The 26,260-nt window shown below is 70.2% G+C and carries 27 protein-coding genes and 1 riboswitch; of the genes, 11 read left to right on the top strand and 16 right to left on the bottom strand.

The window, feature by feature from the left end; all coding sequences use genetic code 11:
- Nucleotides 1-180 precede the first annotated feature (180 nt).
- Together cdgB and IE226_RS25920 are read left to right on the top strand one after the other, a co-directional pair.
- Nucleotides 181-1,854: a diguanylate cyclase CdgB gene (gene cdgB / locus IE226_RS25915; protein ID WP_190083776.1), complete on the top strand. Its 1,674-nt coding sequence runs from the start codon at nucleotides 181-183 to the stop codon at nucleotides 1,852-1,854.
- A 75-nt stretch (nucleotides 1,855-1,929) separates the two neighbouring features.
- Nucleotides 1,930-2,916 (top strand): CBM35 domain-containing protein, encoded by a 987-nt coding sequence (locus IE226_RS25920; protein ID WP_190083777.1) that lies wholly within the window; start codon nucleotides 1,930-1,932, stop codon nucleotides 2,914-2,916.
- 29 nt (nucleotides 2,917-2,945) lie between these two features.
- Here IE226_RS25920 and IE226_RS25925 read toward each other — a convergent pair whose 3' ends face one another.
- From IE226_RS25925 to IE226_RS25940, 4 genes are all read right to left on the bottom strand, one after another.
- On the bottom strand, nucleotides 2,946-3,794 hold the full coding sequence (locus IE226_RS25925; protein ID WP_190083778.1) for a class II fructose-bisphosphate aldolase: 849 nt from the start codon (nucleotides 3,792-3,794) through the stop codon (nucleotides 2,946-2,948).
- A 65-nt stretch (nucleotides 3,795-3,859) separates the two neighbouring features.
- Nucleotides 3,860-4,792 (bottom strand): 1-phosphofructokinase family hexose kinase, encoded by a 933-nt coding sequence (locus IE226_RS25930; protein ID WP_190083779.1) that lies wholly within the window; start codon nucleotides 4,790-4,792, stop codon nucleotides 3,860-3,862.
- Between the two features lie 124 nt (nucleotides 4,793-4,916).
- Nucleotides 4,917-6,062, bottom strand: a complete 1,146-nt coding sequence (gene nagA, locus IE226_RS25935; protein ID WP_190083780.1) for an N-acetylglucosamine-6-phosphate deacetylase — start codon at nucleotides 6,060-6,062, stop codon at nucleotides 4,917-4,919.
- The gene (locus tag IE226_RS25940; protein ID WP_190083781.1) at nucleotides 6,062-7,024 is read right to left on the bottom strand and encodes an ROK family protein; all 963 of its coding nucleotides are present in this window, start codon (nucleotides 7,022-7,024) and stop codon (nucleotides 6,062-6,064) included. Before IE226_RS25940 ends, nagA begins: the two co-directional genes overlap by 1 nt.
- Before the next feature lie 242 nt (nucleotides 7,025-7,266).
- Here IE226_RS25940 and IE226_RS25945 point away from each other — a divergent pair, with 242 nt between their 5' ends.
- From IE226_RS25945 to otsB, 3 genes are read left to right on the top strand one after another with little or no spacing between them, the layout of a single operon-like run.
- Complete coding sequence (locus IE226_RS25945; protein ID WP_444546085.1) at nucleotides 7,267-8,532, top strand: extracellular solute-binding protein; 1,266 nt, start codon at nucleotides 7,267-7,269, stop codon at nucleotides 8,530-8,532.
- A 10-nt stretch (nucleotides 8,533-8,542) separates the two neighbouring features.
- On the top strand, nucleotides 8,543-8,842 hold the full coding sequence (locus tag IE226_RS25950; protein ID WP_190083782.1) for a DUF3263 domain-containing protein: 300 nt from the start codon (nucleotides 8,543-8,545) through the stop codon (nucleotides 8,840-8,842).
- A gap of 16 nt (nucleotides 8,843-8,858) precedes the next feature.
- Nucleotides 8,859-9,719: a trehalose-phosphatase gene (gene otsB, locus IE226_RS25955; protein WP_190083783.1), complete on the top strand. Its 861-nt coding sequence runs from the start codon at nucleotides 8,859-8,861 to the stop codon at nucleotides 9,717-9,719.
- A gap of 151 nt (nucleotides 9,720-9,870) precedes the next feature.
- Here the strand turns inward: otsB and IE226_RS25960 are convergent, their stop codons facing one another.
- The 3 genes from IE226_RS25960 to IE226_RS25970 all read right to left on the bottom strand — a co-directional run bounded on the left by IE226_RS25960 (nucleotide 9,871) and on the right by IE226_RS25970 (nucleotide 12,644).
- Nucleotides 9,871-11,271 (bottom strand): alpha,alpha-trehalose-phosphate synthase (UDP-forming), encoded by a 1,401-nt coding sequence (locus IE226_RS25960; RefSeq protein ID WP_190083784.1) that lies wholly within the window; start codon nucleotides 11,269-11,271, stop codon nucleotides 9,871-9,873.
- 57 nt (nucleotides 11,272-11,328) lie between these two features.
- Nucleotides 11,329-11,601, bottom strand: coding sequence for a hypothetical protein (locus IE226_RS25965; RefSeq protein ID WP_190083785.1), 273 nt, complete (start codon nucleotides 11,599-11,601; stop codon nucleotides 11,329-11,331).
- 98 nt (nucleotides 11,602-11,699) lie between these two features.
- Nucleotides 11,700-12,644 carry a glucosyl-3-phosphoglycerate synthase gene (locus tag IE226_RS25970; protein WP_190083786.1) on the bottom strand — a complete coding sequence of 315 codons (945 nt, stop codon included), beginning with the start codon at nucleotides 12,642-12,644 and terminating at the stop codon, nucleotides 11,700-11,702.
- Between the two features lie 166 nt (nucleotides 12,645-12,810).
- A riboswitch (SAM riboswitch) is annotated at nucleotides 12,811-12,945 on the top strand.
- Between the two features lie 17 nt (nucleotides 12,946-12,962).
- On the opposite strand from IE226_RS25970, the gene thrC reads away from it, so the two are divergent.
- The 4 genes from thrC to groL all read left to right on the top strand — a co-directional run bounded on the left by thrC (nucleotide 12,963) and on the right by groL (nucleotide 17,270).
- The gene (gene thrC, locus IE226_RS25975) at nucleotides 12,963-14,288 is read left to right on the top strand and encodes a threonine synthase (protein ID WP_190083787.1); all 1,326 of its coding nucleotides are present in this window, start codon (nucleotides 12,963-12,965) and stop codon (nucleotides 14,286-14,288) included.
- 106 nt (nucleotides 14,289-14,394) lie between these two features.
- Complete coding sequence (locus IE226_RS25980) at nucleotides 14,395-14,670, top strand: MoaD/ThiS family protein (RefSeq protein ID WP_190083788.1); 276 nt, start codon at nucleotides 14,395-14,397, stop codon at nucleotides 14,668-14,670.
- 424 nt (nucleotides 14,671-15,094) lie between these two features.
- Nucleotides 15,095-15,298 (top strand): cold-shock protein, encoded by a 204-nt coding sequence (locus IE226_RS25985; protein WP_005315736.1) that lies wholly within the window; start codon nucleotides 15,095-15,097, stop codon nucleotides 15,296-15,298.
- 346 nt (nucleotides 15,299-15,644) lie between these two features.
- On the top strand, nucleotides 15,645-17,270 hold the full coding sequence (groL, locus tag IE226_RS25990) for a chaperonin GroEL (protein ID WP_190083789.1): 1,626 nt from the start codon (nucleotides 15,645-15,647) through the stop codon (nucleotides 17,268-17,270).
- Nucleotides 17,271-17,370: 100 nt separating this feature from the next.
- On the opposite strand, the gene IE226_RS25995 is transcribed toward groL, so the two are convergent.
- The 4 genes from IE226_RS25995 to IE226_RS26010 all read right to left on the bottom strand — a co-directional run bounded on the left by IE226_RS25995 (nucleotide 17,371) and on the right by IE226_RS26010 (nucleotide 22,100).
- Entirely contained in the window at nucleotides 17,371-18,615 is a 1,245-nt protein-coding gene (locus IE226_RS25995) for an esterase/lipase family protein (protein WP_229871542.1), read from the bottom strand.
- 283 nt (nucleotides 18,616-18,898) lie between these two features.
- On the bottom strand, nucleotides 18,899-19,990 hold the full coding sequence (locus tag IE226_RS26000; RefSeq protein ID WP_190083790.1) for a cobalamin B12-binding domain-containing protein: 1,092 nt from the start codon (nucleotides 19,988-19,990) through the stop codon (nucleotides 18,899-18,901).
- Nucleotides 19,987-21,645, bottom strand: coding sequence for a PP2C family protein-serine/threonine phosphatase (locus tag IE226_RS26005; RefSeq protein WP_190083791.1), 1,659 nt, complete (start codon nucleotides 21,643-21,645; stop codon nucleotides 19,987-19,989). Before IE226_RS26005 ends, IE226_RS26000 begins: the two co-directional genes overlap by 4 nt.
- A gap of 188 nt (nucleotides 21,646-21,833) precedes the next feature.
- Nucleotides 21,834-22,100, bottom strand: a complete 267-nt coding sequence (locus tag IE226_RS26010; protein ID WP_190083792.1) for a DUF397 domain-containing protein — start codon at nucleotides 22,098-22,100, stop codon at nucleotides 21,834-21,836.
- Between the two features lie 97 nt (nucleotides 22,101-22,197).
- On the opposite strand from IE226_RS26010, the gene IE226_RS26015 reads away from it, so the two are divergent.
- Nucleotides 22,198-22,416 carry a PIN domain-containing protein gene (locus tag IE226_RS26015; RefSeq protein ID WP_229871544.1) on the top strand — a complete coding sequence of 73 codons (219 nt, stop codon included), beginning with the start codon at nucleotides 22,198-22,200 and terminating at the stop codon, nucleotides 22,414-22,416.
- Here IE226_RS26015 and IE226_RS26020 read toward each other — a convergent pair.
- Entirely contained in the window at nucleotides 22,389-23,144 is a 756-nt protein-coding gene (locus IE226_RS26020) for a polysaccharide deacetylase family protein (protein ID WP_190083794.1), read from the bottom strand. The two genes, IE226_RS26015 and IE226_RS26020, sit on opposite strands and share 28 nt — an antisense overlap.
- 297 nt (nucleotides 23,145-23,441) lie before the next feature.
- Between IE226_RS26020 and IE226_RS26025 the strand changes: the two genes are divergently transcribed.
- Nucleotides 23,442-23,660 carry a hypothetical protein gene (locus IE226_RS26025; RefSeq protein WP_229871545.1) on the top strand — a complete coding sequence of 73 codons (219 nt, stop codon included), beginning with the start codon at nucleotides 23,442-23,444 and terminating at the stop codon, nucleotides 23,658-23,660.
- A 27-nt stretch (nucleotides 23,661-23,687) separates the two neighbouring features.
- On the opposite strand, the gene IE226_RS26030 is transcribed toward IE226_RS26025, so the two are convergent.
- The 4 genes from IE226_RS26030 to IE226_RS26045 form a co-directional block, all read right to left on the bottom strand.
- Entirely contained in the window at nucleotides 23,688-24,023 is a 336-nt protein-coding gene (locus IE226_RS26030) for a helix-turn-helix domain-containing protein (protein ID WP_190083795.1), read from the bottom strand.
- 20 nt (nucleotides 24,024-24,043) lie between these two features.
- Nucleotides 24,044-24,313, bottom strand: coding sequence for a type II toxin-antitoxin system RelE family toxin (locus IE226_RS26035; protein WP_190083796.1), 270 nt, complete (start codon nucleotides 24,311-24,313; stop codon nucleotides 24,044-24,046).
- Nucleotides 24,310-24,585 (bottom strand): type II toxin-antitoxin system Phd/YefM family antitoxin, encoded by a 276-nt coding sequence (locus IE226_RS26040; protein WP_190083797.1) that lies wholly within the window; start codon nucleotides 24,583-24,585, stop codon nucleotides 24,310-24,312. The genes IE226_RS26035 and IE226_RS26040 overlap by 4 nt, the downstream gene beginning before the upstream one ends.
- 122 nt (nucleotides 24,586-24,707) lie before the next feature.
- The gene (locus IE226_RS26045) at nucleotides 24,708-26,234 is read right to left on the bottom strand and encodes a PTS transporter subunit EIIC (RefSeq protein WP_190083798.1); all 1,527 of its coding nucleotides are present in this window, start codon (nucleotides 26,232-26,234) and stop codon (nucleotides 24,708-24,710) included.
- Between the last annotated feature and the right edge of the window lie 26 nt (nucleotides 26,235-26,260).

Consider the following 26,260-nt stretch of genomic DNA (forward strand, 5'->3'; position numbering starts at 1 on the left):
CTTCCCATCTGTGACTTGAGTCACAGGACCCATATTTTGTTGACCCTGTGTACCGGGCAAGCTGCTCGCTGTGATTCAGTGACGGTGGCAATCAGACACTGAGAGAACTCAGGTACTGAGAGAACACTAAGGGCGCTGCGAATCCTGGAGTTGCTGTCGAGGTCTCGGGGAGAGCGAGCAATGGAGACCGAGTCGGAGCCGTACGTCCGTCTTGCGACCCTGCGGCAGCTGCATCAGGTGGTGGCGGATCTCAACACGGCCCGGAGCCTGGCGGACACGCTGCAGACCGTCGCCGACGGCGTGGTCAATGGCCTTGGCTATGAACTGGCGTGCGTCAATCTCGTGCGCCCGGACGGCGATCTCGTCGTCGCCGCCTTCGCGGGCAACACCGCCGCCGAGGCGCTCATCACCGGCCGCGTCGGCTCGCGTGAGGCCTGGGAGAAGCGGCTCGCCATGGGCGAGCCCTGGGGCGCCCTGAGGTTCATCTCGTACACCGAGGGCTGGGTCCTGGACGAGGACGACGTCCCGCAGTGGTACACCGACGGCCCCGAGCCCCGGTTCGAGGACGAGTGGCACCCCGCCGACCGCCTCTTCGCGCCGATGTACGCGACGGGCGCGTCCGGCGGCGAGCTGCTCGGCGTGATCTCCGTGGACCGGCCCCGCAACGGCCGCAGGCCCGGCGCCTGGGGCCGCGAGGCCCTCCAGATGTACGCCTTCCAGGCCGCCATCGCGATCAGCAACGCCCGGCTCCGCGCCAACATGCAGCGCGCCCTGGTCCGCCTTGAGCGCGAGCAGCAGGCGCTGCGGGCCAGTGAGGAATCCTTCCGCCAGGCCTTCGAGTACGCCCCCTCCGGCATGGCCATCGCCGAGATGGGCGGCGACCAGCACGGCCGCATCCTGCGCACGAACGACGCGCTGTGCCGCCTGCTCGGCCGCCCCGCCTCCGCGATGCGCCGCTACTCCTTCTCCGACCTGGTCCACCCCGAGGACATCGGCACGCTTCTGCGGACCTCCGCCGAGGGCGGCCGGGCCGAGCTGCGCCTCGCGCGGCGCGACGGGACGTACGTCTGGGTGTCCCTGCGCAACTCCGTCGTCGCGGACGCCGCGGACGGCCCGCGCTTCCTGCTCACCCACGTCGAGGACGTCGAGGAGCGCAAGCGCCGCGAGCTCCAGCTCGCCCACCGCGCCTCGCACGACGCCCTCACCGGCCTGCCGAACTCCGCCGAGCTGCGCTCCCGCCTCAGCGCCCGCCTCTGTCGCAGGCCGCACGCGGGCCAGCCGAGCGCGGTGGACTCCCTGGACGCGGCGTACGACGGCGTGTACGGCGCCGACGGGCAGCACAGCTTCGACTACGGCTCGGACAACGCGCACAGCATGCAGCAGAGCGGCGAAGGCTTCGACCACCACGTGCACACGGTCGCGCCGCCGGAAGGGCCGGGGGACGCGGACGACGGCACGAAGGGCCTCGCGGTGCTCTTCTGCGACCTCGACGGCTTCAAGTCGATCAACGACCGCTTCGGGCACCACACGGGTGACGCGGTTCTCATCGAGGTGGCCAGGCGGCTGACCAGCGGCGTCCGCGACGGGGACACGGTCGCCAGGCTCGGCGGTGACGAATTCGTCGTCCTCGCCGACGGGCTCGGCCGCGCCGACGCGCAGGACCTCGCCGTGCGACTGCGCAACGCGATCATTCCGCCGATCAGGGTGGACGGCCGCGCGGTCCGGGTGGGTGCCAGTTTCGGCATCGGGTGGGCCCACTGCGGGATGTCGGCAGACGAGGTGCTGCACTCCGCTGACCAGCGGATGTACGTGGAGAAACGGTCCCGTGCCAAACAGCACAGGCGTGCCGGATGAGGCCAACGACACCCCGTGGGCTCACTCGAAGCGGGTAGGCTCCCCCGGTCAGCGATGTGAGGGAGTGACCTGGGAATGACGCCCGGCAATAACGGCGAACACGCGCCGAACCCGCCGGAGGGCGAAGACGATCCGTTCGGCTATCTGTACGAAGACGGACGGGCGGCCGGCGCCACCCCGCCCAGCGGCGGGGGCGGCTACGGATACCCCGGTCCCCGGTCCTCGTACAACCACGTGCGCGCGGTCGGTGACCGTCGGCCCAACGCCTACGGCACGCAGGCCGCGCCCGCGTACGGCCAGCAGGTGCCGTCGCAGCAGCAGGCCTACGGCCAGCCGAACGCCCACTACGCCGCTCCGGAGACGCAGCCCGGCGGGGCGCCCACGACGCGCCAGGCCCCGGCGTCCCGTGGCTCCGGCGGCCGTGGCGGCGGCCCCAACACCAAGGGCCTCCTGATCGCCGCGATCGCGGTCGTCGCGGTCGTCGCCATCGGGATCGGTGCCGCGATGATCTTCGGCGGGGACGACGACAAGGGCAAGGACGCGACGGCGGGCGGCCGACAGACGCAGGCCGAGACGGTCAAGCCCAGCGAGAAGCCGACGAAGAAGCCCGAGAAGCCGGCGGCCGACCTCCCGAAGACGGACGCGAAGGCCCTGAAGCTGGAGGGCGGCACGACCACGGCCTCGGACATAGAGGGCGCGGAGTCCGAGGGTGGTGTCTACGTCGGGGGATTCGACAAGGTCGGCGCCCAGGTCACGTGGACCGTCAACGGCATCCCCAAGGCCGGCTCGTACAGCCTCCGCGTGAACTACGGCGTCCCCGGCAAGGACTCGAACGCCACCATCCTCGTGAACGGCAAGAAGCAGACCCGGCCCCTCAACATGAAGAACTTCGCCGGTGCGGACGAGGGGAACTGGGAGAAGGGCTGGACCAACACCTGGGCGGTGGTCCAGCTCACCAAGGGCACCAACGCGATCACGCTCACCTGCGCACAGAGCGACCTGTGCGGCACGACCGGGGCGAACATCGACCAGATGTGGCTCGTGAAGGGCAGCAAGGGCTGACCCTCCACGCCCGCACGGGTTCCTCGGGGCTACTTCAGCAGCCCGAGGAACCCCGCCACCGTCCCGGCCATCGCCTCGCGAGCCGGGGCGAGGTATTTCCGGGGGTCGACGCCCGTCTCGTGGGCGCCGAGGTAATCGCGGACCGCTCCCGTGAAGGCCGTGTTCAGCGCTGTGCCCACGTTGATCTTCACCATGCCGGCCGCCACAGCCGCCCGGATCTCCGCGTCCGGTACGCCACTTGAGCCGTGCAGTACCAGCGGTACGGGGACTGCCTTCGTCAGGGCGGTGATCAACTCGTGGTCCAGGGACGCCGTGCGGGACGTCATCGCGTGGGAGGAGCCGACCGCCACCGCGAGGGCGTCGACGCCGGTGTCCGCGACGTAAGACGCCGCCTCCGCGGGGTCCGTGCGAACGCCCGGCGCGTGCGCGTCCAGGGGAGCCTCGCCCTCCTTGCCGCCCACCTTCCCCAGCTCGGCCTCGATCCAGATGCCCCGCTCGTGGCCCCAACGCACCGCGTCCGCCGTCGCCTTGACGTTCTCTCCGTACGACATCTTCGACGCGTCGAACATCACCGAGCTGAAGCCCTCGGGGTGCGCGGCACGCAGCAGTTCCACGTCCATGACGTGGTCCAGGTGCAGGGAGAGCGGGGCCGATGACGCCTTCGCCACCGCCGTCGCCGCCGCCGCGATCGCGGACAGGCTGCCGCCGTGGAATTTCACGGCGTTCTCCGAGATCTGGAGGATCGCCGGGCTGCCCGCCTGCTCGGCGCCCGCGGCGATCGCCTCCGCGTGCTCCAGCGTGATCACGTTGAACGCGGCGACCCCGCGCCCCGCCGCGCGAGCGTCGGATACCAGGTCACCGGTGGATACGAGTGGCACGATGAATCCCCAATTCCCGGGCCGGAGCGGCCCGTTGTGCGTCGCTCACGCGGTGCGGCGCGTCATTACGCCGCGGTGGCCTCGCCGGTCACCGCGACCCGCGCGAGCAGGTCTTCGTAAGTCGAGGGCACGAACTCGCCCGCCACGGGGGCCGCGACGGTCGCCGCGGAGAGGGCCACGGCCCGGGCGAGGCGGTCCGGCCACGGCAGTTCCTCCACCAGGGCGGAGAGCAGGCCCGCGACCGCCGAGTCACCGGCGCCGGTCGGATTGCCGTGCACGCGGGCGGGCGGGGCCGCCTGCCAGGTGCCTTCCGGCGTGACCGCGCGCAGACCCCTGGCGCCGAGCGATGCCACCACCGCGTGCGCGCCCCTGCGGCGGGCGTCGCGGGTGGCCTGGGCGGGTTCGTGGGAGCCGGTCAGCTCGGCCAGTTCGTCGGCGTTCGGCTTGATGATGTCGGGGCGGGCGCCGAGACCGCGGCGCAGCGCCTCGCCGCTGGTGTCCAGGAGCACCGGGACCTCGGCGGCCCGGGCGGCCCGTACGAGAACGGCGTACGCGCCGACCGGGACTCCCGGCGGCAGGCTCCCGCAGAGCGCGACGGCGGCGGGGCCGCGGCGCAGCAACTCCTCGTACGACTCCTGGAACGCCGACCACTCCGCGGGCGAGACCGTCGGGCCCGGTTCGTTCAGCTGCGTGGTGTCGCCGGTCGCCGCGTCGACGACGGCGAGCGTGCGGCGGGTCGCGCCGTCGACGGGCACGAGGGCGTCCGTGACGCGGAGTTCGCGCGTGAGGCGGTCGTGCAGGGTGCGGCCCGTGTCGCCGCCCGCGAAGCCGGTCACCGTCACGTCGTGGCCGAGGGCCGCGAGGACGCGGGCGACGTTCAAACCCTTGCCGCCGGGGCGTTCGATGACCTCGGTGACGCGGTGCGAGGCGTGCGGGGTGAGGGCCGGGACGCGGTAGGTGATGTCCAGGGCGGCGTTCAGCGTGACCGTCAGAATCACTTGTCGCCCACCCCCGAATTCACTGGAGAACGCGCTTGCTGCTGTCCTCTTTCGCGGCTGATCATGCCAAAAAGAAGGCGGTTGGCCCAGGGGTCCGGACCAACCGCCTTCCCCACGGCGCCTTTCAGAGGGCGGGCGTGACGACCCATTCGCCCTTGCGCATGACGCCCTTGAGCTCGAACCGCGCGTCCAGGACGACCAGATCGGCGTCCTTGCCGGGCTCAAGGGAGCCGACCTTGTCGTACATCCCGAGGAGCTTGGCCGGGTTGGCGGAGATGGCCCGCACGACGTCGTCGACCGAAAGACCGTCGACGGTCACCGAGCGCTTGAACGCGCGGTCCTGGGTGAGGGTGGAGCCCGCGATCGAGCCGCCCTCGACGAGGCGCGCGACGCTGTCCTTCACCTCGACCTCCAGCGGGCCGAGCATGTACCGGCCGTCGCCGAAGCCCGCCGCGTCCATCGCGTCCGTGATGAGCGCGGTGCGGGCGGCGCCCGCGTGGTGGAAGGCCAGCTCGAACGCGGCGGGGTGCAGATGCGTGCCGTCGTTGATCAGCTCGACCGTGATCCGCTCGTCCTCCAGGAGCGCGGCGATCGGACCCGGCTCGCGGTGCCCGAGGCCCGGCATCGCGTTGTAGAGGTGCGTGGCCACGGTGGCGCCCGCGTCGATGGCCTGCACCGTCTGCTCGTACGACGCGTCCGTATGGCCGATGGCCGCGATCACGCCGTGCTCGGCGAGGAGGCGTACGGAGTCGATGCCGCCCGGCAGTTCGGTGGCGAGCGTGAACATCTTCGCCTGACCGCGGGCCGCGTCCATCAGCTTGCGTACGTCGGCGGGGTCGGGATCACGCAGCAGCGCCTCGCTGTGCGCGCCCTTGCGGCACGGCGAGATGAACGGCCCCTCGAAGTGGATGCCCGCGAGGTCGCCCTGCTCGGCCAGCTCGCTCAGCAGCCCCGCCCGCTGGGCGAGGAAGTCCATCTCGCCGGTGACGGTCGACGCGACGACGGTCGTGGTGCCGTGCAGGCGGTGCGTGTGAATGCCCTTGAGCACGTCGTCGACGGTGCCGGAGGTGAAGGAGGCTCCGCCGCCGCCGTGGTTGTGGATGTCGACGAATCCGGGGACCACCCAGTGGTCGGGGGCGAGTTCGACGACCTCGGCGTCCCCGGGAGCGCTCCCTGTGACGCGCGTGCCCTCGACGAGCACCCGGCCGCCGGGAACGGTCCCGGTGGGCAGGACCACCTGAGCACCGGCGAGGATTTTGCTAGTGGCCATCAGGCGGTTACCTCCGTGGATCGGGCGGGGTCGGGGTCGGTTCCTTCGAGGAGATCCCAGGCGAGCAGGCCCGCGCCCAGGCATCCCGCGGTGTCGCCGAGGGCGGCCGGGACGATGAGGGGCTGGGTCTGGAACGTGACGATGCGGGCCGTCATGGCCGCCCGCAGGGGCGTGAACAACGTTTCCCCGGCCTCGGCGAGACCGCCACCGATGATCAGGGTGTGCGGGTCCAGGAGGGTGAGGGCGGTGATGAGGCCGTCGGCCAGCGCGTCGACGGCGTTCTGCCAGACCTCCCGCGCGCGCGGGTCGCCGGACTCCACCGCCTTCGCGCAGTCCGCGGCGTCCGCCTCCGGATCGCCGCTGGCCGCCGCCCAGGCCTCGCTCACCGCGGAGGCCGACGCGAGCCGCTCCAGGCAGCCGCGCTGGCCGCAGCCGCAGGGCGGGCCGCCGGGGCGCACGATGATGTGCCCGATCTCGCCCGCCGAGCCGTGCGCGCCGGGCTCGATGCCGCCGCCGATGCCGATGGCCCCGGCGATGCCCGTGCCGAGCGGCACGAAGAGGAACCGGTCGGCGCCCTTGCCCGCGCCGATCCGCCCCTCGGCGAGACCGCCGGTGCGGACGTCGTGGCCGAGGGCGACGGGCACGCCCTCCAGCCTGCGGCTCAGGAGCTCGCGCATGGGTACGTCGCGCCAGCCGAGGTTGGAGGCGTAGACCGCTATGCCGCGCTCGGTGTCGACGATTCCGGGGACCGCGACGCCGGCCGCGGCGGCGGGCTCGCCGAACTCCTTGATCCCGTGGGCGCGGAGGTCGGCGGCGAAGCCGAGGATGGACTCGACCACGGCGTCGGGCCCGCGCTCCCGGCCGGTGGCCCGCCGCGCCTCGTGCAGAAGCGCGCCGTCCGCCCCGACCAGGGCGGCCTTCATTCCGGTGCCGCCCACATCGAGGGCGATGACATGTCTCACGGGGGACAGTCTCGCGCGTCACTTGCGAGAGGTCTAGTCCACTCCGGGAGTTTGCCCGCACGAGGCCCCTTTGGGGGTGCGGGGATGTCGCGGGGTGATCGGCCCCGCCCGGGTCCCGTACCCGCGACAGGCCCCCGGCCAGAGCACGCCGTTGCACAAGCGATACTGAGGTGGTGTAGACCTCGTGTCCGTACACGGGGGAAAATCGCAGTTCACGAAGATCATCGAGGGTGGGAACAGCTGTGCAGCGGCGCGCGACAGGAGTGACCGCGGCGATAGCCGCACTGGGCATGGCGGCGGTGCTCGCCGGCTGCGGCGGTCCCGGCGAGTCCGGCGACGTCACCCTCAAACTGGTGGCCGCCGACTACGGCGACTCCAAGGACAACAGCTCCCAGAAGTACTGGGACAAGCTCTCCGAGAAGTTCGAGGCCGCCAACCCCGGCATCAAGGTCGACGTCGAGGTCTATTCGTGGACCGACGTGGACCGCAAGGTCAAGGAAATGGTCAAGGCGGGCGACGCCCCCGACATGGCCCAGATCGGCGCCTACGCCGACTACGCCGCGCAGGACAAGCTGTACCGCACCGAAGACCTGGTCTCCATCGCCACCCAGGCCGACTTCATGGCACCCCTCTCCGAGGCGGGCGAGGTCAAGCGCGTCCAGTACGGCATGCCGTTCGCCTCCTCCACGCGCCTGCTCTTCTACAACGAGAAGATCTTCAAGGACGCGAACCTCACCCCGCCGCAGAGCTGGACCGACCTGGCGGCCGACGCCAAGGCCCTCAAGGCACGCGGCGTAAAGATCCCCTACGCCCTGCCGCTCGGCCCGGAAGAAGCCCAGGCCGAGACGATGCAGTGGCTGCTCAGCGGTGGCGGCGGCTACACCGACAACGTCGGCACGTACAACATCGACTCCGCCCAGAACGTGAAGACCTTCACCTGGCTGAAGGACGAGCTGGTCGGCAAGGGCCTGACCGGTCCCACGCCCCCCGCCGAGTTCGACCGCGCCGAGGCCTTCGCCGCCTTCACGCGCGGCGACGTGGGCATGCTCAACGGCCACCCCACGCTGATGCAGATGGCCGCGAAGAAGGGCGTGAAGTACGGCATGGTGCCGATGCCCGGCGTGAACGGCCACGCGCAGGCCACGATGGGCGTCGCCGACTGGATGATGGCCTTCAAGCAGCGCGGCAACCGCGAGGAGATCGGCAAGTTCCTCGACTTCACCTACAGCACGAAGAACGTCCTGGACTTCTCGCGCGAGTACGACCTGCTGCCCGTGACCACCTCCGCCGCGCAGGAGATGACGGGCAACAAGAACGACAAGGCGCTCGCCGAGTTCCTCGACGAGCTGCCCACCTCGCAGCTGTACCCCGTGGGCAAGACGTCCTGGGCGGAAGTGTCCGTCGAGGTCAAGAAGTACATCGGCAAGGCCGTCGGCCCGAACGGCAATCCGCAGTCGATCCTCAGCCAGATCCAGACCAAGGCGGCGGCCGAGGAGAACTCGGAATAGCGTGTCGGGCATGACGGACGGCACGGACGACCACGCGGGGTGCGAGGCGGGGAGTGACGCGAGGGGCGACACGTTCCCGGACACCGGCCTCTCCGAGCGCGACCGCGCGATCCTCGCTTTGGAGCGCCGGGACTGGGCGAGTGGTCCCGGCGCCAAGGAGCGGGCGGTGCGCGAGCAGCTCGGCCTGGTGCCGGTCCGCTACTACCAGCTCCTGAACGCCCTGCTCGACGACCCCCGCGCCCTCGCGCACGATCCGGTGACCGTCAACCGGCTCCGGCGGGTCAGGGAGTCCCGGCGCGCGGAGCGTTGAGCGTAGGGTCGGATCCATGGGTGACCCTCTGTTCTCCGCGTTCTCCGCCGAGCTGCCCGAGCCCGTGACGCCTGCCGGGCGCGAGGGCCTTGCCGCGCTCCTCGCACGGCCCGGGAAAGCCGTGATCGCGCTCGACTTCGACGGCACGCTCGCGCCGATCGTGCCCGACCCCGAGCAGGCACGGGCCCACCCCGGCGCCGTTCCCGCCCTCGCCGCGCTCGCGCCGAAGGTGTGCTCCGTCGCGGTCGTCACCGGCCGCCCGGCGGGCGTGGCGGTGCGCTACGGCGGGCTCGCGGGCGTGGCCGGCCTCGAACACCTCGTCGTCCTCGGGCACTACGGCGCCGAGCGCTGGGACGCCGTCTCCTCCACGGTGCAGGCGGCCGAACCCCACCCCGGGGTGGCGGCCGTGCGGGCCGAACTGCCCGGCTTCCTGGACGGGATCGGTGCCTGGCGCGGGTCGTGGATAGAGGAGAAGGGGCGGGCGGTCGCCGTGCATACGCGGCGCGCGGCCGATCCGCAGGCGGCGTTCGAGGCGCTGCGCGAACCGCTGGCCGAGCTGGCGTCCCGGCACGGGCTCATCGTCGAACCCGGCCGTCTGGTCCTTGAGTTGCGCCCGCCGGGCATGGACAAGGGCGTCGCCCTCGCCGACTACGTACGCGAAGTCGGCGCGGAGACCGTTGTGTACGCGGGGGACGACCTGGGCGACCTGCCCGCGTTCGCCGCGGTGGAGAAGCTGCGTTCCGATCAGGTGCGGGGGCTGCTGGTGTGCAGTGGCAGCGCGGAGGTCGCCGAGCTGGCGGAGCGAGCGGATCTTGTGGTGGACGGGCCCGAGGGGGTCGTGGCCCTGCTGGCAGCGATCGCCGCCAAGCTGCCCTGACCGCGGGGGCGTCCTCAAACGCCGGACGGGCTGGAATATCCAGCCCGTCCGGCGTTTGAGGGCGAACTCGGCGAAGCCGGTGATGACGGCACGTACAAGGCCCTCGCGCCGGCGAGTTTTCGGGAAGGGGCGGAGTTGGGGACGAAGAAGGTCAGTCCCCCAGCGCCCGCAGCTGGTCCAGGAACCACTGGGCCGGGGGCAGAGCAGTAGCCGCCGCGGCGAGACGCTTCGTGCGTTCCGCCCGTTCCCCCGGCGGCATCGTCAGCGCCGTATGCAGGGCCGCAGCCGTGCCCGAAACGTCGTACGGGTTCACCACCACCGCATCCTCGCCCAACTCCTCGAACGCCCCCGCCTCCCGGGAGAGAACGAGAGCGCACCCCTCGTCCGAGACGACGGGAACCTCCTTGGCCACCAGGTTCATCCCGTCCCGGATGGGGTTCACGAGGGCCACGTCCGCCAAGCGGTACGCCGCTAGCGACCGCGCGAAGTCGTCCTTCACGTGCAGCACGACCGGCGTCCAGCCCTCCACCCCGTACTCGGAGTTGATCTCGTCCGCGAGGGCCTGGACGGACGCCGTGTAGTCGCGGTACACCGCGAGGTCCTGCCGCGAGGGGTAGGCGAAGGCGACATGCACGACCCGCTCCCGCCACTCGGGCCGGGTGGCGAGCAGCTCCCGGTACGCCTGCAGTCCCCGGACGATGTTCTTCGAGAGCTCGGTCCTGTCGACCCGGACGATCACCTTCCGGTCCCCGGCCCCGGAGCCCCCGATCTGCTCCCGCAGCGCGGCAAGCCGCTCCTCCACGTCGTCCCGCCGCGACCGCTCCCGCAGGAAGTCCGCGTCGGCCCCGAGCCCGTGCACCCCGATGCGCGTACCCGACGTACCGCCGAGGATCGCGACGCAGCACTCGCTGAACGCGTCCGCCCACCGTCCCGTCAGGAACGCCGCCCGGTCGGCGCCGAGGATGCCGCGGAGCAGCTGCTCCGCGACGTCGTCCGGCAGCATCCGGAAGTAGTCCACCGGCGCCCACGGCGTGTGCGAGAAGTGGCCGATACGGAGGTCGGGGCGCAGCTCGCGCAGCATCCCCGGCACGAGGGCCAGGTGGTAGTCCTGGACGAGGACCGCCGCGCCGTCGGCCGCGCTCTGGGCGAGCGCCTCGGCGAAGGCCCGGTTGTAGGTCTCGTACGACGCCCACTGTGCGCGGAACTCCGGGCCGAAGGCCGGTTCGAGCGGCGTTTGGTACAGCATGTGGTGGACGAACCAGAGGACAGAGTTCGCGATTCCGTTGTACGCGTCGGCGTGCACCCGCGCGTCGATGTCGAGCATCCGTACGCCGGGCTCGCCGACGCCCCGTCGTACGGCCTCCCGGTCGCCGTCGCCCAGAGCCGCGCAGACCCACAGGGCGGCCTCGGAGTCGCCGATCGCGCTGAGCCCGGAGACGAGTCCGCCACCTCCCCGCTTGGCCGTCAGTTCCCCGTTCTCCTCCAGGGAGTAGGTGACGGGGCCGCGGTTGGACGCGACGAGGACCTGGGCTGCGGCGTGCTCGGAGACCATGTGCCGAAACCTAGCCCTTCCGGGCGGGACTCAAACGTACGGCCGTACCGAAAACCCCTAGTCCCGCCTGCTGCGCGCCGCCGCCACCGCGAGCGCGCCCAGTACGCACAGGGAGATCGCCAGGCCCGCGTACAGCATCGTGTCCGAGTCGCTGCCGGCCTTGGCCAGCTGTCCCGGCTCGGTCTCCTGCTCGACCGCGCGGTGGTGGTCGTGGGCGACGGTCCCGGAGCTCGCGATCAGTGCCGCGTCGTGGCGCACGTCCGCGGCTGCCGGGGGAACGGCTGCGGCGCCGAGCATCCCCGCCGTGAGACAGGCCGTGGCCATGGCCATGCCGCCGATGCGTCGCGCGCGTCCCTTTGCATGTCTGAGGCTTGCTTGTCTGATCCGCATAAGTGGGGAATGTAGACAAAATGCCCGGCTTTGCCTGGTTACGCCACGCGGCGTGCCGTGTACTCCGCGATGCCGGACATCGGCGGGCGCTCCTCCGTGTCGACCGAATGGGTCCGCGGCTCGAACCCCTGCTCGCCCCGTTCGAACTGGATGAGCTCGGGACGTACGAGATGGCCGCGCGCGAGGCGCAGCTGTGCCGTCCGGTAGATCGCCGCCGCCATCCGGCCGAGCGCCTGCCCGTCCTGGTGCCGGTGCTTGCGCACCCCGACGTCGACCTGCGCGAGCGCGTCGAGGCCCACGGTGTGCAGCGCGTCCACGAGCAGCCCGAGCTCCACCCCGTAACCGACGGGGAACGGCAGCCGCTCAAGGAGGGACCTGCGCGCCGCGTACTCACCGCCCAACGGCTGGACGAATCCGGCCAGTTGAGGCCAGTGCAGATTGAGCAGCGGGCGCGCCATCAGCTCGGTGACCCGGCCGCCCTGGTCCGCCGTGCCGGCCAGCGGGCGGTCGTACATCGCCTTCACGAAGTCCACGTCGGGCTCGGTCAGGAGCGGGCCGACGATGCCCGTCACGAAGTCCGCCGAGAAGTCCCGCAGGTCCGCGTCGACGAACGCGACGATGTCACCGCCGGTCACCAGGAGCGAGCGCCACAGGACCTCGCCCTTGCCGGGTACGGCGGGGATGCGCGGCAGGATCTCGTCCCGGTGCACGACCCGCGCGCCCGCCGCCCGCGCGACCTCGGCCGTACGGTCGCGGGAACCGGAGTCCACGACCACGAGTTCGTCGACGAGGGGCGCCTTCCCGATCAGCTCCCGGCGGATCTCGGCGACGATCTCGCCGACCGTCTCCTCCTCGTCGAGCGCGGGCAGGACGACGCTCACCGAGGCTCCCGACGCCCGTTTGGCGTCGACGAGCGCACCGAGCGGACGGTCTGCAACGGACCAGGAACGCCTGGTCAGCCAGCGCTCGGCCTCTTCCAGCACGGGTGGCTCCTCCTGTGTGGGACCTACATGTGATCCATCTCGCGGTGCGGACGCCTATCTCAAGGGTCCGGGCCGTCGGTTACAGTCTTGAACAACGCCGATGACCATCGCATGCCGGGGTCATCGCGTCACAAACGCTCCGGGCCCCTGAAGCCCGGCGCCATACCGCTCATCCAGAGGGGCAGAGGGATACGGCCCGTTGAAGCCCCGGCAACCATCCCGCCGACCGCGCACGCGAGGTCTCGGTGGGGAAGGTGCCAATTCCGTCTCGCGGCGAGATGCGTCGCGAGGAAGATGAGGAGAAAGGGCCTCGCCTCCATGGCTGCGCAGACTGTGGCAACGAACGACACCACCCCCTCCACCTCGACGACGCCGTCCCCCAGTGGATCCGTTGATCTCGGCCCCGCATCGGGCCTCTCCTGCCGCGAGTGCGGCGAGCTCTACGCCCTCGGCCCGATCTTCGCCTGCCAGGCCTGTTTCGGTCCCCTCGAAGTGGCGTACGACCTGCCGACCGGCGACCCCGAGGCGCTGCGCAAGCAGATCGAGTCCGGCCCGGACAACATCTGGCGTTACGCGCCCCTGTTGCCCGTCCCCGCGGACGTGGCCGACAAGCCCAACATCAACCCCGGCTGGACCAAGCTCGTCAAGGCCGACAACCTCGCCCGCGAGCTCGGCGTCGAGCAGGGCAAGCTGTTCGTCAAGGACGACTCCGGCAACCCGACGCACTCCTTCAAGGACCGCGTCGTCGCGCAGGCCATCGAGGCCGCCCGCGCCTTCGGCTTCACCACGCTCTCCTGCTCCTCCACCGGCAACCTCGCGGGCGCCGTCGGCGCCGCCGCGGCCCGCGCCGGCTTCCGCTCCTGCGTGTTCATCCCGCACGACCTGGAGCAGGGCAAGGTCGTCATGGCCGCGGTCTACGGCGGCGAGCTCGTCGGCATCGAGGGCAACTACGACGACGTGAACCGCTTCTGCTCCGAGCTCATCGGCGACCCGCTCGGCGAGGGCTGGGGCTTCGTGAACGTGAACCTGCGGCCGTACTACGGAGAGGGCTCCAAGACCCTCGCGTACGAGATCTGCGAGCAGCTGGGCTGGGTCCTGCCGGACCAACTGGTCATCCCGATCGCGTCCGGCTCACAGCTCACGAAGATCGACAAGGGCCTCAAGGAGCTGATCAAGCTGGGGCTCGTCGAAGACAAGCCCTACAAGATCTTCGGTGCGCAGGCCGAGGGCTGCTCGCCGGTGTCCACCGCCTTCAAGGCCGGGCACGACGTGGTCCGCCCGCAGAAGCCGGACACCATCGCCAAGTCGCTCGCCATCGGCAACCCCGCCGACGGGCCGTACGTCCTGGACATCGCGCGCCGTACGGGCGGTGCGGTGGAGGACGTGAACGACGAGCAGGTCGTCGACGCGATCAAGCTGCTCGCGCGGACCGAGGGCATCTTCGCGGAGACCGCCGGTGGTGTGACGGTCGGCGTCACGAAGAAGCTGATCGAGGCGGGGCTCATCGATCCCGCCTTGACCACGGTGGTGCTCAACACCGGTGACGGCCTCAAGACGCTTGACGCTGTCGCTGAGACTTCGCAGGCCACCGCCACCATCCGGCCCAGCCTTGACGCGTTCCGCGCCGCAGGGCTTGCAGGCTGAGCCTGTTCGCTTGACTGCGGGCCGGCTGTGGCTGGTCGCGCAGTTCCCCGCGCCCCTGACGGGGCGCCCCAGACGGGCGCCCCTCCTGAACTACCGAGGTGAATTCATGAGCGTCAAGGTTCGCATCCCCACCATCCTCCGCACCTACACCGGCGGTCAGTCCGAGGTCGCCGCCGAGGGGGCGAACCTCTCCGAGGTCATCGCCGATCTGGAGAAGAACCACGCCGGTATCGCCGCGCGCGTCCTGGACGACCAGGGCAAGCTGCGGCGCTTCGTGAACGTCTACGTGAACGACGACGACGTCCGCTTCGAGCAGGGTCTGGAGACCGCCACGCCGGACGGCGCGGGCGTCTCGATCATTCCCGCCGTCGCCGGTGGTTGATTCTTTAAGGAAATACCCTGCGTAATCGGCTTTGCCCCCTCCGCGAGAGAAACGGAGGGGGCAATTCCATGTGGTTGAGCGCGGTACAGTTGGGAAGCGAGCTTCCCCGTTTGTGCCTGACGCATATACGAAGTCGCCCCGAGGGCGACAAGAAGCAGCCAATGTGCACTGCCCATTTGCCCCTCTTGCGGCATTTGTCCGGCCCGAGTTGCCCTGAACTCCGATAAATCATCCGCATATCGCCGATCAGGCATGCCCAGAATTCTCGTCTGATTGACCTGTTGCAGAGGGCAGTTGGACAGATACATTCAGCCGCGGTCGACGCGTTCCGGCGCACGCCTCCACAACCCATTGGGGGGGTGAGGTCTGACCCGGGTCCGCGAAGTGCGGGTCCGTGCAAGGGCCAGTAATAGGGGAGTTAGGCATGGCTCAGGGCACCGTCAAGTGGTTCAACGCGGAGAAGGGGTACGGCTTCATCGCGGTCGACGGTGGTGCGGATGTATTCGTCCACTACAGCGCGATTCAGATGGACGGCTACCGCACCCTTGAAGAAGGTCAGCGAGTGGAGTTCGAGATCTCGCAGGGCCAGAAGGGTCCGCAGGCGGACATGGTCAAGCTCGCCGTCTGATCTCGGCGCGATCGGCCAGCGACTTAGCGAGTGACGAGGGGTCCGTATCCCGAAAGGGGTACGGGCCCCTCGTGCGTCCCGCCGCACTCGCCCGCGCGCCCTCGGACGCGCGCCCCCTCGTACGTCTCCTCGTACCCCCGGGATCCACGAGAGGCGCTTGCACTCGCAGGGGTCGAGTGCTAATCATTGGGCTTAGCACTCTCCGAGTGAGAGTGACAGAACTTGGATCGGGTCGGTGAGGCCCGCAGGCCGGGTGGGGCAAGGAACCACAAGGCTTGCAGGCCGTCCGTCGCGGGCACCGACTGGATCCGGAGCATGCCACCCCTGTCCGGGAGGACCACTTCACATGGCCAAGATCATCGCGTTCGACGAGGAGGCACGGCGCGGCCTCGAGCGCGGCATGAACCAGCTCGCCGACGCCGTCAAGGTGACCCTGGGCCCCAAGGGTCGCAACGTCGTCCTCGAGAAGAAGTGGGGTGCCCCCACGATCACCAACGATGGTGTTTCCATCGCCAAGGAGATCGAGCTCGAGGACCCGTACGAGAAGATCGGCGCCGAGCTGGTCAAGGAGGTCGCGAAGAAGACGGACGACGTCGCCGGTGACGGCACGACGACCGCGACCGTCCTGGCGCAGGCGCTGGTCCGCGAGGGCCTTCGCAACGTAGCCGCCGGTGCCAACCCGATGGCCCTCAAGCGCGGCATCGAGAAGGCCGTCGAGGCCGTCTCGGGCGCCCTGCTCGAGCAGGCCAAGGACGTGGAGACCAAGGAGCAGATCGCTTCGACCGCCTCCATCTCCGCCGCCGACACCCAGATCGGCGAGCTCATCGCCGAGGCGATGGACAAGGTCGGCAAGGAAGGCGTCATCACCGTCGAGGAGTCGCAGACCTTCGGGCTCGAGCTTGAGCTCACCGAGGGCATGCGCTTCGACAAGGGCTACATCTCGGCGTACTTCGCCACCGACATGGAGCGTATGGAGGCGTCGCTCGACGACCCGTACATCCTGATCGTCAACTCGAAGATCTCGAACGTGAAGGACCTCCTTCCGCTCCTCGAGAAGGTCATGCAGTCCGGCAAGCCGCTGCTGATCATCGCCGAGGACGTCGAGGGCGAGGCCCTGTCGACCCTGGTCGTCAACAAGATCCGTGGCACCTTCAAGTCCGTCGCCGTCAAGGCCCCGGGCTTCGGTGACCGCCGCAAGGCCATGCTCGGCGACATCGCCATCCTCACCGGTGGCACCGTCATCTCCGAGGAGGTCGGCCTCAAGCTGGAGAACGCCGGTCTCGACCTGCTCGGCCGCGCCCGCAAGGTCGTCATCACCAAGGACGAGACGACCATCGTCGACGGCTCCGGTGAGAGCGACCAGGTCCAGGGTCGCGTCAACCAGATCCGCGCCGAGATCGAGAACTCGGACAGCGACTACGACCGCGAGAAGCTGCAGGAGCGCCTGGCGAAGCTCGCCGGCGGTGTTGCGGTCATCAAGGCCGGTGCCGCGACCGAGGTCGAGCTCAAGGAGCGCAAGCACCGCATCGAGGACGCCGTTCGCAACGCGAAGGCGGCCGTCGAAGAGGGCATCGTCGCCGGTGGTGGCGTGGCGCTGCTGCAGGCCACCGCTGTCTTCGAGAAGCTGGAGCTCGAGGGTGACGAGGCGACCGGCGCCAACGCCGTGAAGCTCGCCCTGGAGGCCCCGCTCAAGCAGATCGCCGTCAACGGCGGCCTTGAGGGCGGCGTCGTCGTCGAGAAGGTCCGCAACCTCACCGTCGGCCACGGCCTCAACGCCGCGACCGGTGAGTACGTCGACATGATCGCCGAGGGCATCCTCGACCCGGCGAAGGTCACGCGCTCTGCCCTGCAGAACGCCGCGTCCATCGCCGCGCTGTTCCTCACCACCGAGGCCGTCATCGCCGACAAGCCGGAGAAGGCGGGCGCTGCCCCGGCCGGCGGCGGCATGCCGGGCGGTGACATGGACTTCTGATCCTCGCGGATCGGCTGTCCTGAGCGCGTAGCTCGTACGCAGGGGCGGCACTCTCCTCCGGGAGGGTGCCGCCCCTGCGGCGTTCGGGGCGCGGCGGACGCTACGGCAGGCGCTCCAGGATCCAGGTGCACAGTTCCCCGGACACCAGGGTGTGGCCCTCGTTCTGGTCGGCACAGAGGTACTCGTCGAGTTCGCTGTCCTCGGACGCCTCCGGGAACGGGTCGTACAGCTTCTCGTGGGTGTCGATGTCGCGCAGGGCGACCGCGCTGACGGCGGGCACGAAGCAGTGCTCGCGGATCTCGGCCTCCGAGCCGAGGCCGATGATGGCGGGGATCTTGTCCAGCTCGTCGGCGAGGATGCCGAAGCCCTCCAGGATGCCGCCGGGCGCGCCGTCGATCTCGGGCAGGTGCGAGGTGCGGATCTGCGGCTTGCGCAGGGTCACCACCCGCAGCTGCGCGACCAACTGGTCCTCGCCCGCGCCCTGCGTGTGCAGGTGGGTGCCGGTGATGGCCAGGCCGCGGCCGTGGAACGCGCGCTCGCCGGGGGCGATTCCGTTGCCCGCGCCGCTGCGCACGCCGTTGGCGACGCCGATTTTCTTCGGCCGGCGCGGCCAGCTGCCGACCCGCTCAAGCTCGGCGAGGAACTCGATGCGCTCCTTGTCGGTCTCGGGGGTGTCGCCCCACTCGGAGATGTGCTGCCACAGGAGCTGGCGCGCCGCCGGGCTGTTCATCTGGTTGGAGAAAGCGGCGTTGAGCCGCCGGATGTAGTGCGCGAACGACTGCAGGGCGATCGGGATCCAGGCGCCGCGGTGCGGGCTGTCGAAGGAGAAGTACAGCTCGGTCTCGTGCTCGTCGCCGTCGTGCTCCATCCTGGCGAGCGCGTACCGCGCGATCAGACCGCCCATGCTGAAGCCGCCGACGGTCAGCGGGTGGCTGCCGGTGCGGCGCGCGATCGCCTCCTGGACCGCCGACTTGACGGCCTTGGCGTTGTCCAGGAGCGAGGCGCTGCGCTCGTCGAAGCCGAGCAGGACGACGTCGTACCCGCGCTTGCGCAGTTCCCCGATGAGGGGGAACGGGCCGCGCTCCAGGATCTCCCACGAGAAGTCGAGATCACTGGGCCCGGTGTTGAAACCGTCCGCGATGAGCACCGGCTTGGTGAGCCCCTTCTTGGCGTCGGCGAGATAGACCCACGCCTTGCCCTCGGGCAACGCCCACTCCTGGTCCGGGTCGGGCGCGGACTCGTAGACCTCCCTGGGGCCGGGCGCCAGGGTGACGCGGGCAGCGCTCCCGAAAGCCTCGGCGATCTGCTCTTCCTCGGGCATGCCGGTGTCGTTGAACTCGGACATGAAGGGTCCCCTCCGGTGGTGCGGATTCGATGACGGCAGGTGGGCAGGTGCCATCCTCGGTACGCGCGGTGGCCCTCGATAGACGGCCACCGGGATTCACCGGGCGAGCGGGGCCCTTTCAGACAGCGGGGCGTTGGCCGTATTCGCCCGTGCGGTACGGGGGCGGGAGCGGCCGGGCCTGGGCACGGGGGTGCGCGCCGGTTACGGGTGTGCCGGGGAGGTGCTCGACTCGGTCAGCTTCTGCCCGGCGGCGCCCGCGAAGTATGTCCCGAAGGTGACGTGATCAGGCACGGGCGGCGGCGAGGATGCCGACCGCGCGGGGGAAGTCCTTGAGCTGGCCGAGGAGCGAGTCCAGAGCGGGGTGCAGGCACCGCGGCGGGACACCGCGGGCGGACAGGATGTCCGCGGTCCACGTGATGAACCTGGTGAACAGGCCCGGGTCGTCGACGTAGACCGCCGTGGCGAGGTAGCTGACGATGAAGTCGATGTCCTCCACGGTGCGTTCCACCTGGGTCGCGGTGTACCGGCGCATCTCGGGAAAGCCCTCCTCGACGTCGGAGAGGGTCTGCTTGACCAACTGGAGCTTGGACCTGCGGATCATGGAGTACTCCTGGTCGCCCAGGTGCGGCAGATCCATGTCGGGCAGGCGGGCCGCGTCCTCGCCGGGCTCTCCCGGGCTCATGCCGAGCAGGGTGGCCGCGCCGCGGGCGTCCGGGGCCCACTCGGCCCGCATCAACCGGGCGTAGCAGCCCTGCGGACCGAACGCGGCCCCTCCCGCGAGCACCGGAACGCCCACGCTCTGGCACGAGGCGATCGCGTTGTGGGCGCCGGGCAGCAGCGTCGGGATGGACGAGGAAAGCAGCACCGCCTGCGCACGGGTGCGTTGTACGTGCGCGACCAGATACTCGGTGGGGACCTGCGCCCCCAGATAGTCGACACGCCAGCCCCGCATTCGCAGCACCTCGCTGACCAGGAGCGCGGGCATGGCATGCCACTCGCCGTCGACGCACGCCACCAGGACCCGGCCCGTGAACGGGCCGAAGAGCGCGGGGGCGGTGGCGTCGGCGACCGCCGCCACGCACCGCTCGCTGATCGCCGTGACGGCGTGTTCCTGCGCCACCGTGATGTCGTTCGAAGCCCAGGCCAGACCCACCCGCTCCTGCGCCGGTGCGATCAGGTCGAGCAGGACGCGCTCACCCGCGGCGCGCATCTGTTCGGCGGTCGAGGCGTCGATGTCGTGCGTCTGCTTGATGTCTGCCGTGCCGAGCGCACGCCGCACCACGGCGATGGCCCGGCTCTCGTCGAATTCGCCGAGCGCCTGCCACAGTTCCTCTCGCGACTCGGTGAGGGAGTCGTTCTGCCGGTCGCCGTTCACACGGTTCCCCTTTCCGGGGGTTGCTCTTCTTCGGTCGTCGGACGGTTGCCGCGGGGTGCGCCGATCGCCAGAACGGCCATGTCGTCGTGCCTGCCCTCGCCCACCCACTGGGCGACGACCATCTGCACGCGCTCGGTGACCACCTCGGGCGGCATCCCGGCGCACTCGGCAAGGACGGAGCGCAGCCTCTCTTCGCTGAACATCGCGTCCCCCAGCGGTCCGCCGCGCGCTTCGGTGATGCCGTCGGAATACAGCAGGCAGACCTCCCCCGGCCGCAGGGTGACTTCCGCGGACTTGAACTCGACGTCGTCGAAGGCGCCGATCAGCGTGCCCTCGGCCGGGACCTCCTCGACGCGGCCGCAGGCGCGCACGACCAGGGGAGCGGGGTGGCCCGCGCTGGAGACGCGCAGCCGTACCCGTGAGTCCTGGTGTACGGCGGAGACCACGACCAGCGTCACGAACGGGGTCTGCTGCGCGGACAGCAATGCCGTGTTGAGCAGGGTGAGCAGACGGGCGTGGTCGGCGGCGAACGGCAGGAGCGCGTGCAGCGCCTGGCGGACCCTGCCCGCCGTGACGGCGGCTTCGAGTCCCTTGCCGCACACGTCACCCAGGACCGCGACGGTTTCGGCTTCCGGTGCGTCGGCGGGATGCAGGTCGTAGAAGTCGCCGCCGATACGGTCGCCCGCCACCGAGGCTCGGTAGCGGCCGGAGAAGCAGATGCCGTGCACCCGGCCCGGGGCGGGCGGCAGCAGGTCCCGCATCATCGCTTCGTTGACGTGCGCCTGACGGGCGTAACTGCGCGCTATGGACAGGGCGGCGCCCGCGCGCGCGGCGAAGAGCTGGGCGAAGGACTCCTCGCCGGGCGTGAACGCCGCCTCCCGCCGGTGGCGCAGCAGGATGAGGCATCCGGCCGGCACACCGTGCCCCGGCAACGGCACCACGACCACCGAACCGATGTCGCCGGCGTCCTCCACGAAACCGTCGGGCAGGGCCCAGGACGGCGTCTGCCCCGGATCGATCCACCGGGAGGACACCGACGGCAGCCCCAGCAACGCCTCCGCGAGACCCGGCAGTTGCCCCGGCTCCAGCATGACCCGCTCCTGCGCCACGGGCCCGCGCTCGGCACACCGCGTCACGGGAAAGCTGTGCCCGTCGCCCATCCCGACCACGACCGCCGCGTCCGCCAGATGCTCCGCCGCCCGCTGCACCGTCACCGCCATGCAACGCTCCAGGTTCAGCGAGGCGAGCAGCTCGGAGGAGAGCTCCTGGAGCAGCCCGGATCTGGCCCGCTCACGCGCCAACTCCCTTACGGCACCCGCCGGAGCGCTCTCCCCGACCAGCCACCACGTCACCGCGCCGTCCGCGCCCGGCCCGGCGAGCGCCTTCACGGGCCGCCCGTCGATCCGGCCTCCGGCCCACGCCGAGAGCTCCTTCCCCGCGCCGTTCGCATGCCGCAGGTGGGCCTCGTTCAGCCATGCGGGCGCGACCTCGCCCAAGGCCGCGCCGACATCGATCCGCGCCAGCAGATCACCGGCCTGTTCGTTGTGGGACAGCACGATGCCGGCCGCGTCCACCGTGACCGCCGGGTAGGGGTCACGGTGCGAAGCGGCAGGCCTTGCATCACGGGACTTCTTCTGCTCCGGCAAGGAGACCATCAACGCGGGACCCACTGGCGCGGGGTCCCGACCACCCCCACCCGACTCGGAACCAGGTGGGGGTTACGTTACCGACGGCATATGACTACTGGTTGTAGTTCGATGCACTTTGCCGTACTTCCGAAATCTTGCGCCGGACTACTGCATAATCCGCGCAGCGCGGCGGGCGTTCCCGCGCCGGGCGTTTCCTAGGGCGTCTTGAGGCTCGTGACGAACGCGGACCAGCTGGCGGCGCGGAACACGAGCTTCGGGCCGGTGGGGTTCTTGGAGTCGCGGACGGGGACGATTTCCGGATGCCCGTCGCTTACTTCGAGGCAGTTGCCGCCGTCCCCGCCGCTGTACGTGGACTTGCGCCAGGCGGCGACCTCCAGGCAGTCGCCGCCCTCTCCACGGCTGTAACTGGACTTGTGCCAGATGGCCGCGCTCAGGTCGTACTCAGGGGTGCTGTTCTCCATGCTCGTAATCCTGCGCTACTGACTCGATCAGGGCCAGGGATTGCCGAGTGGGGTGGGCTGCGGCCTGGAGGAGGTTGAACGTCAAGGGGTCGGCGCCGTGCAGCTGCGCGCCGCCGAAAAGGGGGCGCGCAAGGCGCTGTCGGCCGTCGACCTACTGATCTGCGCCACCGCCGCCCACCACGGCCTCATCGTCCTGCACGGCGACAACGACTTCGTGACGGCTGAGCGGTTCGCCGTGGAGTTGCGTCAGCGCAATGTGCTTGAGGGTCCCCTGGGCGACCGGGGTGCTCAACGGACCGGGAAGCCGTACGTGTAGCCCTGTTCCTTGAGGCGGGGGAGGAGCGTGCGGAGGGCTTCGACGGTCTGGGTGCGGTCGCCGCCGGCGTCGTGGAAGAGGAGGGTCGGCCCGTTGGGCAGTTCCCTCTCGACGGTGGCGATGATGGCGTCCGTGCCCGGGCGCTCGAAGTCCTTGGTGTCGACGTTCCAGCCGAGGGGGCGCATGCCGCGGTCGGCGGCGAGCTTGCGGCTGTACGGGGTGAACGCGCCGCCGGGTGCGCGGTAGTACATGGGGCGTACGCCGCCGGACGCCTTGGTGATCATGCGCTCGGCGTCGAGGATCTGCTTGGCCTGGTAGGCGTTGGACTCCTTGTCCATGCCGGTGTTGTGCGAGATCGAGTGGTCGCAGAGGCGGTGCCCGTCGGCGACGACCTTCTTCACGATGTCGGGGTGGGCCTGGGCCTGCGTACCGACCATGCAGAACGTGGCCTTCACGTCGTACTGCTTCAGCAGGTCGAGCATTTGGGGGGTCCACTTGGGGTCGGGACCGTCGTCGATGGTGATGTTGATGCCGCGCTTCCCCTTCTCGGAGGCGTGCGCGATGGTCTTCGAGACCGGCTTGACGGCGGGCTTCTTCGCCGCCGGTGCCGAGTCGGTGGTACCGGCCTGCGCGCTCCACACCCCCGCGCCGGTGGCGAGCAGCGTCACTCCCAGCGCGGCCCCGATCAACTTGCCGTACCAGCCCCGCCCGCCACTGTGCCGTGCCATCGTCCGCCCCTTTGCGTCCAGTCCCTCGCCGCTCCCCGATCGCGCGCGGCCACCTTGCAGGACGAGGAAGGGGGGCCGGGGGATGCAGTGGGGAGGCGTCCGTTACGGATCACGGACAATTCCGGGGACCTTCACGGACAACCCCCGGTGAGAAGGGGACGAACGGCGTAGGACAGCTGAGGGGGACGACGGGGACAGAGCTGTCACGGTGACGGCGGATACGTATGACGAGGCTGGCGCTCTCGTGCACGAGGCGTTCGGACTGACCGTTTACGGGCGGCGACCCTGCTGGATGCGTTGGGTGAGCTGTGTGCCGAGATCCGTGCCGAGCACGGGCTGCTCATGACGGACCCGGGCATCGAGAAGCTGTGGGAATGGTCTTCGGACGGCACCGACGGCTGGGGAGCGGAGATCGTGGGCCAACTGCTCCTGATGGCCGCCGAACGCGGTCCGAAGCTGGGATACGACGTGGATGACCTGGTGCGGTTTCTGCGGAGGGCGGCGGACGAGCGGTGAACCCCGGGGGTGCGTGATGTGGTGGGGTCAGGCCGCGGGGAGGGCGGTGAAGGTGACCTCTTCGTGGTCGGCGTCCAGGGCGATGTTCAGGGAGGCGTTCATCGCGGTGGCCACGCGCCGCAGGAGGGGCAGGATGGGGACCGCGTCCGCGCCTTCGATGCGAGAGATCTTTGCCTGGGTGAGGCCTGCGCGCTCGGCGAGCTGGGTCTGTGAGAGTCCCAGCTCCTTGCGGCGGTCGTAGGCGGCCTTGGCGAAAGCCATCGCGAGGCGAATCTCGGCGCGGTTGGCCTCGGCCTCGGGTGACTCGGCGTACCCCTCGCGGAGCTTCCTCTCGCGGGCCAGCTTCCAGCGGGTGTGGCTCATTTCGTGTTTCCTGCCTCGGGCTACAGGTTGCGGTAGACGTCGCGCCGGTTGCCCACGTGGAGGACCAGGATCACCAGGACCTCGTCACGGATCTCGTACACCACTCGGAAACTGCCGACGCGCAGCCGGTACAGGCCATCGTGGCCGGTGAGCTTCTTGCTGTCCGCGTCTTCACGACGTGGATCGTCACCGAGTGCGGTGAGAGCCGTCAGGATGCGCAGGGCTTGTTGGCGGTCGATGGCGCGGAGTTGGCGCTGCGCGTAGGTGGTGAAGCGGAAGGCGTACTTCACGCGGCGTCGCCCTTGCTCTTGCCGCCGTCTGCTTCGAAGAGGTCTGCGAGGAGCTCGGCCATGCTGACGGTGGGGTCGTCGCGATGCTGCTCGGCCTCGCGCGCGGCCAGCTCGTCGCTCGCCTCTTCGAGTGCGTCCAGGACCTCTATGGGGACCAAGGCCGCCACGCGCTTCCCCTTACGGGTCAGCACGGTCACCTCACCCGCCTCGGCCTTGTCGACGACCTCGGCGAGATGGGCGCGGGCTTCACGGATGGTGACGTTCTCGCTCATGACGCAAGTGTACGCATCAACGTGTACACACGGCATGATCCCGAGATCAGCCGAGGGCGGCACCCCCGGCATGCGCGGGGTGCCGCCCCACGAATGCTGGGGGCCAGGGGCCACCGGGAGGATCAGACCGCCGCCGGCTGCCTCTCCTTGCCGTCGTCGCCTTCGGCGGGCGTCGGTGCCGAGGGGGCTGCCTCGCCCCGGGCCACCACCGACTCGCCCGCATCCACATCCGCGTTCAAGTCCACCAGCATCTGCTTGCTGAAGCCGAAGAAGTACGTCGTGAAGAAGCCGACCACGTAGCCGACGAGCAGGCCGCCGCCGTAGATCGCGACCGTCAGGCCAAGGCCCTTGTTGCCGTCAAGGAGCGGGAACAGGGCCCAGCCCGAGGGGCCGATCGCCGTGGAGCCGACCTTCTCGCCGATCATCGAGAAGAAGCCGATGAACGCGCCGCCCGCCGCACCGCCCACGCACGCCGTGACGAAGGGGCGGCCCAGGGGGAGCGAGACGCCGTAGATCAGGGGTTCGCCCACGCCCAGGAAGCCTGCGGGGAGCGCGGACTTGATCGTCGTACGGATCGAGGTGTTGTGCTTGAGGCGCTTGTAGACCGCGATCGCGCAGCCCACCTGACCCGCGCCCGCCATCGCCAGGATCGGCAGAAGCACCGTGAAGCCCTGCTGCTCTATCAGCGTGGTGTGGATGGGGATCAGGGCCTGGTGCAGGCCCAGCATGACGAGGGGCAGGAACAGACCGCCCAGGACCAGGCCCGCGAACGCGCCCGTGTTGTCCAGGAGCCAGTTCGCCGCCGTGCCGATGCCCGTCGAGACCTCGCCCGCCAGGAACATCAGGCCGAAGATCGTCACCAGGCCCGAGAGCAGGACCGTGATCGTGGGGGTGACCAGGACGTCCAGGGCCTCCGGGACCCAGCGCCTGCACCACTTCTCGACGTACGTGGCGAGGACCGCGGCGCCCAGGGCGCCCAGTACGCCGCCCTGCCCGGGTGACAGCTTCTGGCCGAACGCCTCGATGTTCGCGACGCCCGCGTACACGATGATCGCCGCGACCGCGCCGCCCAGGATCGGCGTACCGCCGAACTCCTTCGCCGTGTTGAAGCCCACGAACACCGCGATGAGCGCCATGAAGCCGGAGGCGATCGCGGCGAGCGCCGGGGTGATGCCCGGCAGCCACTCCAGGTTGATCAACAGGCCGTTGATGCCGGCGATGATGCCGCAGCCGATCAGGGCCGGGATCAGCGGCACGAAGATGTTCGCGATGCGGCGCAGGAAGAGCTTGAACGGCGTCGCGTTCTTCTCCTTGCGGGCCGCCCGCATCGCCGCGCCCTGTTCCGCCAGCTCATCGGCGGTCCGGGTGGGTTCCGGCGCGGGCGCCGCCCCGGCCTCCGCCACCAGGGCCTCGAACTCCGGGGTGACACGGGCGACCGTGCCCGGGCCGAGCACGATCTGGTACGTGTCGTCCTCGACCACGCCCAGCACGGCGGGCAGCGCCTTCAGGGCCTCGTCGTCGACCAGCGAACGGTCGGCCAGGCTCAGGCGCAGGCGCGTCATGCAGTGGGCGATGGAGGTGACGTTCCGGGCGCCGCCGACGAGGGGGAGGATCGCGGCGGCTGTGGCGCGGTTCTTGTCAGTTGCCATGGTGCGGGGTGCCTTGCTGTGTGCAG

Source organism: Streptomyces longisporoflavus (genome assembly GCF_014649775.1).
GTDB lineage: Bacteria > Actinomycetota > Actinomycetes > Streptomycetales > Streptomycetaceae > Streptomyces > Streptomyces longisporoflavus.